Annotated in this window: 6 protein-coding genes and 2 pseudogenes; 7 read left to right on the plus strand and 1 reads right to left on the minus strand. The window is 40.5% G+C overall.

The window, feature by feature from the left end; genetic code table 11:
• Positions 1-82 precede the first annotated feature (82 nt).
• Positions 83-1,003: pseudogene (locus tag WKI23_RS06875) on the minus strand (transposase); the annotation flags it as partial.
• A 183-nt stretch (positions 1,004-1,186) separates the two neighbouring features.
• Here WKI23_RS06875 and cpoA point away from each other — a divergent pair.
• From cpoA to WKI23_RS06910, 7 genes and pseudogenes are all read left to right on the plus strand, one after another.
• The gene (cpoA, locus tag WKI23_RS06880; RefSeq protein WP_368079395.1) at positions 1,187-2,230 is read left to right on the plus strand and encodes an alpha-galactosylglucosyldiacylglycerol synthase; all 1,044 of its coding nucleotides are present in this window, start codon (positions 1,187-1,189) and stop codon (positions 2,228-2,230) included.
• Between the two features lie 15 nt (positions 2,231-2,245).
• The gene (locus WKI23_RS06885) at positions 2,246-3,571 is read left to right on the plus strand and encodes a glycosyltransferase family 4 protein (protein WP_368079396.1); all 1,326 of its coding nucleotides are present in this window, start codon (positions 2,246-2,248) and stop codon (positions 3,569-3,571) included.
• A 29-nt stretch (positions 3,572-3,600) separates the two neighbouring features.
• Positions 3,601-3,777, plus strand: a complete 177-nt coding sequence (locus tag WKI23_RS06890) for a PspC domain-containing protein (RefSeq protein WP_016399487.1) — start codon at positions 3,601-3,603, stop codon at positions 3,775-3,777.
• A gap of 58 nt (positions 3,778-3,835) precedes the next feature.
• Complete coding sequence (locus WKI23_RS06895; protein WP_000863855.1) at positions 3,836-3,970, plus strand: DUF4044 domain-containing protein; 135 nt, start codon at positions 3,836-3,838, stop codon at positions 3,968-3,970.
• A 64-nt stretch (positions 3,971-4,034) separates the two neighbouring features.
• Positions 4,035-5,345, plus strand: coding sequence for a GTPase ObgE (gene obgE / locus WKI23_RS06900; RefSeq protein ID WP_261141865.1), 1,311 nt, complete (start codon positions 4,035-4,037; stop codon positions 5,343-5,345).
• A gap of 9 nt (positions 5,346-5,354) precedes the next feature.
• Positions 5,355-5,513: a hypothetical protein gene (locus tag WKI23_RS06905; RefSeq protein ID WP_001808548.1), complete on the plus strand. Its 159-nt coding sequence runs from the start codon at positions 5,355-5,357 to the stop codon at positions 5,511-5,513.
• Between the two features lie 1,084 nt (positions 5,514-6,597).
• Positions 6,598-6,881, plus strand: a pseudogene (locus WKI23_RS06910) (UDP-N-acetylglucosamine 1-carboxyvinyltransferase); the annotation flags it as partial.

The following is a 6,881-nucleotide window of genomic DNA, read 5'->3' on the forward strand; positions in this document are numbered from 1 at the left end:
TTAATCATGCTTGATTTCATCGCTTTTGTAGCCAAAATGAATCGAAAAAAAGAGCGCACAAAATCCCCTCATCTGAAAGCGTTTCAGATCTCCCTTTCTGGTCAGAGCGATTAGGATCACAAAAGAAGAGTTTACTCTCTCCTCGCACATCCATTTCGATGTCATCAACCCTGGCAAACTCTCCACCATTATCGGTAAGAATGACAGGAAAGAGTTGGAAGAAATCTTTGTCCGCTTGGTGAAGAGTGTTCTTGATATCATAGAGGTGTTTGGTAACCTCAAGGGCAGTTTTATTATCCAGAAGCCTAGCGAAGATAAAGTTACAGAAAGACAGGTTGAAGGTGAGTAGGACTTTACCTCCCATTCTGCCCATAACAGTGTCCATTTCCAACCAAGAGTCTAGTTGATTAAGGACTAAATAGTTTTGGAAATCCTCATAGGAACGGCCTTTTTTAGCTTCTTTAGGGATAGAAGGTAGATTACTTTTTCTTCGTTCTTTGAATTTAACGGCTCTGGCTAGGTCAATAGGAGCGATAGATAGGTATCCTTTTCGGATGTGTCGATAGACAGTTGAGGAGCTGACATCAAGGTTGTGAGTTTTGAGAATATGATAGATGTGTTGTCCCTTTTTAACCCCATCAGAAATGACTTTATCCATGTCCCAGAAGGTCTTGGAATTGAGAGGAGTTCCTTCACGAGATTCAACAAGAGTTTGTTCGTACTGCTTTTGAGCTTGTTTAGCTAGGTAGAAAATCTTCTTAAATCCACAATTTTGTCTTCTTTTAGGACATCCATTACAGACAAAGGGAGCTTTGTCGAGTAGAGGGCAAGGAAGGTTATGGCATGTAGACTCTCGGACTTGTCTGTTTCGTTTGACTTCTTTGGAAACAGTAGTTGGGTCTTTTAGAATAAGTTGCCCGATAGCTTTGAAGGTTTCACCGCGCTCTAAGCCCAGTTGGATATCATTACGGTCTGAAAGGGTAAGGTGTTTATGTTTTGTCATAGTAGACCTCGTTTCTAACTCAAACGTCTCACACTTAATTCCACCATAAAAATCCGTTTTAGACTAATTTCCACTTCGGTTGGGGAAGTGGAAGTTACTTTGAGAAGTTAGCTCCCCCTCTTTTCCTCTAGTCTCTCCTTTCTTTTGCTGATTTTATTCAAAGAAAATGATATAATAGTAGTTATGGAAAAAAAGAAATTACGCATCAATATGTTGAGTTCAAGTGAGAAAGTAGCAGGACAAGGAGTTTCAGGTGCCTACCGTGAATTAGTTCGTCTTCTTCATCGTGATGCCAAGGATCAATTGATTGTTACAGAAAATCTTCCAATAGAGGCAGATGTGACTCACTTTCATACGATTGATTTCCCCTATTATTTATCAACCTTCCAAAAGAAACGCTCAGGGAGAAAAATTGGCTATGTGCATTTCTTGCCAGATACACTTGAGGGGAGTTTGAAAATTCCATTTTTCTTAAAGGGAATTGTGAAACGCTATGTATTTTCTTTTTACAACCGGATGGAGCACTTGGTTGTGGTCAATCCTATGTTTATTGAGGATTTGGTGGCAGCTGGTATTCCACGTGAAAAAGTGACCTATATTCCTAACTTTGTCAACAAGGAAAAATGGCATCCTCTTCCGCAAGAAGAGGTGGTGAGACTGCGAACAGATCTAGGTCTTAGTAAAAATCAGTTTATCGTAGTAGGTGCTGGGCAAGTTCAGAAACGTAAAGGAATTGATGACTTTATCCGTCTGGCTGAGGAATTGCCTCAGATTACCTTTATCTGGGCGGGTGGTTTCTCTTTTGGTGGCATGACAGATGGTTATGAGCGCTATAAGAAAATGATGGAAAATCCCCCTAAAAATTTGATTTTTCCAGGTATTGTACCGCCAGAGCGGATGCGCGAATTGTATGCCCTTGCGGACCTTTTCTTGTTGCCTAGTTACAATGAGCTATTTCCTATGACTATTTTAGAGGCTGCTAGTTGTGAAGCTCCGATTATGTTGCGTGATTTGGATCTTTATAAGGTGATTTTGGAGGGGAATTATCGTGCGACAGCAGATAGAGAAGAGATGAAAGAAGCTATTTTGGAATATCAAGCAAATCCTGCTGCCTTAAAAAATCTCAAAGAAAAGGCTAAGAATATTTCTAGAGAGTATTCCGAAGAGCATCTGTTACAAATCTGGTTGGATTTTTATGAGAAACAAGCCGCTTTAGGGAGAAAGTAAAAAGTGAGGTAATCTATGCGAATTGGTTTATTTACAGATACCTATTTTCCTCAGGTTTCAGGTGTTGCGACCAGTATTCGAACCTTGAAAACAGAACTTGAAAAGCAGGGGCATGCTGTTTTTATCTTTACGACGACAGATAAGGATGTCAATCGTTATGAAGATTGGCAAATTATCCGCATTCCAAGTGTTCCCTTCTTTGCTTTTAAAGACCGTCGCTTTGCCTACCGAGGTTTCAGCAAGGCACTGGAAATTGCCAAACAGTACCAGTTAGATATTATCCATACTCAGACAGAATTTTCTCTTGGCTTGTTGGGGATTTGGATTGCGCGTGAATTAAAAATTCCGGTAATCCATACCTATCACACCCAGTACGAAGACTATGTGCATTATATTGCCAAGGGGATGCTGATTCGTCCGAGTATGGTCAAGTACCTAGTTAGAGGTTTCTTGCATGATGTGGATGGGGTTATTTGCCCGAGTGAGATTGTCCGTGACTTACTATCTGACTATAAGGTCAAGGTTGAAAAACGGGTCATTCCGACTGGGATTGAATTAGCCAAGTTTGAGCGTCCTGAAATCAAGCAGGAAAATTTGACAGAACTGCGTAGTAAACTAGGAATTCAGGATGGTGAAAAGATGCTGCTTAGTCTTTCCAGAATTTCCTATGAAAAAAATATTCAAGCAGTTTTAGCAGCCTTTGCAGAAGTTTTGAAAGAAGAAGACAAGGTTAAACTGGTGGTAGCTGGGGACGGTCCTTATCTGGATGACCTTAAAGAACAAGCTCATAAACTAGAGATTCAAGACTCCGTCATCTTTACAGGGATGATTGCTCCTAGTGAGACCGCTCTTTACTATAAGGCGGCGGATTTCTTCATCTCGGCATCGACAAGTGAAACGCAAGGCCTGACCTACTTGGAAAGCTTAGCTAGTGGAACGCCTGTCATTGCTCACGGAAATCCTTATCTGGACAATCTTATCAGTGATAAAATGTTTGGAACCTTGTATTACGATGAACATGAGTTGGCTGGCGCTATTCTGGAAGCCCTGATTGCAACGCCAGATATGAATGAGCATACCTTATCAGAGAAATTGTACGAGATTTCAGCTGAGAATTTTGGAAAACGAGTGCATGAGTTCTATCTGGATGCCATCATTTCAAATAACTTCCAGAAAGATTTAGCCAAAGATGATACGGTTAGTCAGCGTATTTTTAAGACAGTTTTGTATCTTCCGCAAAAGGTGGTCGCTGTGCCCGTAAAAGGCTCCAGACGCATGCTGAAGGCTTCAAAAACACAGTTAATCAGCATAAGAGATTATTGGAAAGACCATGAAGAATAGAAAGAGGAATAGTTATGAAAAAACAATTGATGAGAAGCGGTCGTGATAAAAAGATTGCGGGTGTTTGTGCTGGAGTGGCCCATTATCTGGATATGGATCCAACTATCGTTCGAGTCATTTGGGGTGTCCTTGCTTGCTGTTACGGAGCGGGAATTGTTGCTTATATCATTTTATGGATTATCGCACCTGTAGCAACTGACTATTGAAAACTAGCTGAATTCATGCTAAGATAATAGAAAATAGAATGTAACGAAGGAGAGAAAAATGGCATTTGGAGATAATGGAAATCGTAAAAAAACCTTGTTTGAGAAAATAACCTTGTTTATCGTGATTATCATGCTAGTAGCAAGTTTATTGGGAATTTTTGCAACTGCAATTGGTGCCCTCAGTAATCTATAAAATAGATTCAAGAAAATTTAGTGACTGGGATTTCCCCAGCCCTTTTTTAAAGTGAGAAGAAATAATGAGTATGTTTTTAGATACAGCCAAGATCAAGGTTAAGGCTGGTAATGGTGGCGATGGCATGGTTGCCTTTCGTCGTGAAAAATATGTCCCTAATGGCGGGCCTTGGGGCGGTGATGGTGGTCGTGGAGGCAATGTAGTCTTCGTTGTAGACGAGGGTCTACGTACCCTCATGGATTTCCGCTACAATCGCCATTTTAAGGCTGATTCTGGTGAAAAAGGAATGACCAAAGGGATGCATGGTCGTGGTGCCGAGGACCTTAGAGTTCGTGTACCACAAGGTACGACTGTGCGTGATGCAGATACAGGCAAGGTCTTGACAGATTTGATTGAACATGGTCAAGAATTTATTGTAGCCCACGGTGGTCGTGGTGGACGTGGAAATATTCGTTTCGCGACACCAAAAAATCCTGCACCGGAAATCTCTGAAAATGGAGAACCAGGTCAGGAACGTGAATTACAGTTAGAACTTAAAATTCTTGCGGATGTTGGTTTAGTGGGCTTCCCATCAGTAGGGAAATCAACACTTCTAAGTGTTATCACCTCAGCTAAACCTAAAATTGGGGCCTACCACTTTACCACTATCGTGCCAAATCTTGGTATGGTTCGTACCCAATCAGGTGAATCATTTGCAGTAGCGGATCTACCTGGTTTGATTGAAGGGGCTAGTCAAGGTGTTGGTCTGGGAACTCAGTTCCTCCGTCACATCGAGCGTACACGTGTTATCCTCCATATCATTGATATGTCAGCTAGTGAAGGTCGTGATCCTTATGAGGACTACCTAGCAATCAATAAGGAGTTGGAGTCATACAATCTTCGTCTCATGGAGCGTCCACAGATTATTGTAGCTAATAAGATGGATATGCCTGAGAGTCAAGAAAATCTTAAAGAATTTAAGAAAAAATTGGCTGAAAACTACGATGAATTTGAAGAGTTACCAGCTATCTTCCCTATTTCTGGTTTGACCAAGCAAGGTTTGGCTACGCTTTTGGATGCTACAGCTGAATTGTTAGACAAGACACCAGAATTCTTGCTCTATGACGAGTCAGATATGGAAGAAGAAGCCTACTACGGCTTTGACGAGGAAGAAAAAGCCTTTGAAATTAGCCGTGATGACGATGCGACATGGGTGCTTTCTGGTGAAAAACTCATGAAACTCTTTAATATGACCAACTTTGATCGTGACGAATCAGTCATGAAATTTGCCCGTCAATTACGTGGTATGGGGGTTGATGAAGCCCTGCGTGCGCGTGGTGCTAAAGATGGTGATTTAGTCCGCATTGGTAAATTTGAGTTTGAATTTGTAGACTAGGAGACTGATATGGGAGATAAACCGATATCTTTCCGAGATGCGGATGGCAATTTCGTTTCCGCCGCAGACGTTTGGAATGAAAAGAAATTGGAAGAACTATTTAATCGTCTCAATCCAAATCGTGCTCTGAGATTGGCACGAACTAAAAAAGAAAATCCATCACAGTAAAGAAGCTAAAAAATCCCGTGCCTCATCAGACACGGGATTTTATGGTACGACGGGCATGTATAGCAAACTGAATCTGGAATAGCACAGCATATCTTCTAAAATATCGTTATAAATTGATTTGAATTTCAAAATTAAATTGTTTGATTCTTATTTCACTTTGTTATAGTATATCTGATGTCAAAGTTCTCGACGAGTCAAATAGCGATTCCCAAGCCTGACTATCGTGAGGTAGCGGCTTAAAACGGTCTGGGGATAGACCGTTTTAAGTCTGACGTTGGAAATAAGAATCGTCAGAGGAAGGGATAGCGAAATCGTGGCTCTACGAACAGGAACGTGATAGTAAGGTGTATATAGTGGATAAGGGGGCTCAAAACTCTAAAGTCCAAAAAGATAGTCGTAACCTATAGGCGTAAAGCACGAGAGTAATTGAATTCGTACTAAGATTTTCTATTTTCACTGTAACCTTTTAACGTCCTCATATCTTATATACACGAGGAAAGATGTACGACTTATCCCGTGATGTCTATCACTATAAAGAGAAAATGACAGATAGAAGTGATCCTGAGTCACGGTTATCTTTAAAATAGATTGTCTGATAGGATGCTAACCTGAAAACGTCTTGTTCATGAAATATAGGACGGTATGTATAAAATGCTGCTGTGAACTGAGAGAAGGGGGAGAAGTTCTTGCTAAAGTTTAGTTGAACAGCCGTATTCCGATACTTAGATAAGGGAGCTAGTCTTAGCTCCTACTCGGTTTCAGGGGACAAAAAGGGGGTAATAGCGCTTCGAGAAAGATTATACTCTTCGAAAATCTCTTCAAACCACGTCAACGTCGCCTTACCGTATATATGTTACTGACTTCGCCAGTTCTATCTACAACCTCAAAGCAGTGCTTTGAGCAACCTGCGGCTAGTTTCCTAGTTTGCTCTTTGATTTTCATTGAGTATTAGTAATTCAGTGACTAACTCATCAACTCTGATTTATCCAATAAAATTGAAAAGGATGGAAAAAAGGTTGTATTTATGATATAATTTATTTTAAAGACCTTATTAGAAATCTTGAAAGAGTATTAAAAACTTATAATGAGAAAAATTATTATCAATGGTGGATTACCACTGCAAGGTGAAATCACTATTAGTGGTGCTAAAAATAGCGTTGTGGCCTTAATTCCGGCTATTATCTTGGCTGATGATGTGGTGACTTTGGATTGCGTTCCAGATATTTCGGATGTAGCCAGTCTTGTCGAAATTATGGAATTGATGGGAGCTACTGTTAAGCGTTATGACGATGTCTTGGAAATTGATCCAAGAGGTGTTCAAAACATTCCAATGCCTTATGGTAAAATTAACAGTCTTCGTGCATCTTA

Source organism: Streptococcus pseudopneumoniae, from assembly GCF_038148955.1.
In the GTDB taxonomy this organism is placed as follows: Bacteria; Bacillota; Bacilli; order Lactobacillales; family Streptococcaceae; genus Streptococcus; species Streptococcus pseudopneumoniae_T.

What these genes read in the sequence shown, in the direction of transcription:
- cpoA (WP_368079395.1), top strand. Translation starts at nt 1,187, where the DNA reads ATGGAAAAAAAGAAATTACGCATCAATATGTTGAGTTCAAGTGAGAAA.
- WKI23_RS06885 (WP_368079396.1), top strand. Translation starts at nt 2,246, where the DNA reads ATGCGAATTGGTTTATTTACAGATACCTATTTTCCTCAGGTTTCAGGT.
- WKI23_RS06890 (WP_016399487.1), top strand. Translation starts at nt 3,601, where the DNA reads ATGAGAAGCGGTCGTGATAAAAAGATTGCGGGTGTTTGTGCTGGAGTG.
- WKI23_RS06895 (WP_000863855.1), top strand. Translation starts at nt 3,836, where the DNA reads ATGGCATTTGGAGATAATGGAAATCGTAAAAAAACCTTGTTTGAGAAA.
- obgE (WP_261141865.1), top strand. Translation starts at nt 4,035, where the DNA reads ATGAGTATGTTTTTAGATACAGCCAAGATCAAGGTTAAGGCTGGTAAT.
- WKI23_RS06905 (WP_001808548.1), top strand. Translation starts at nt 5,355, where the DNA reads ATGGGAGATAAACCGATATCTTTCCGAGATGCGGATGGCAATTTCGTT.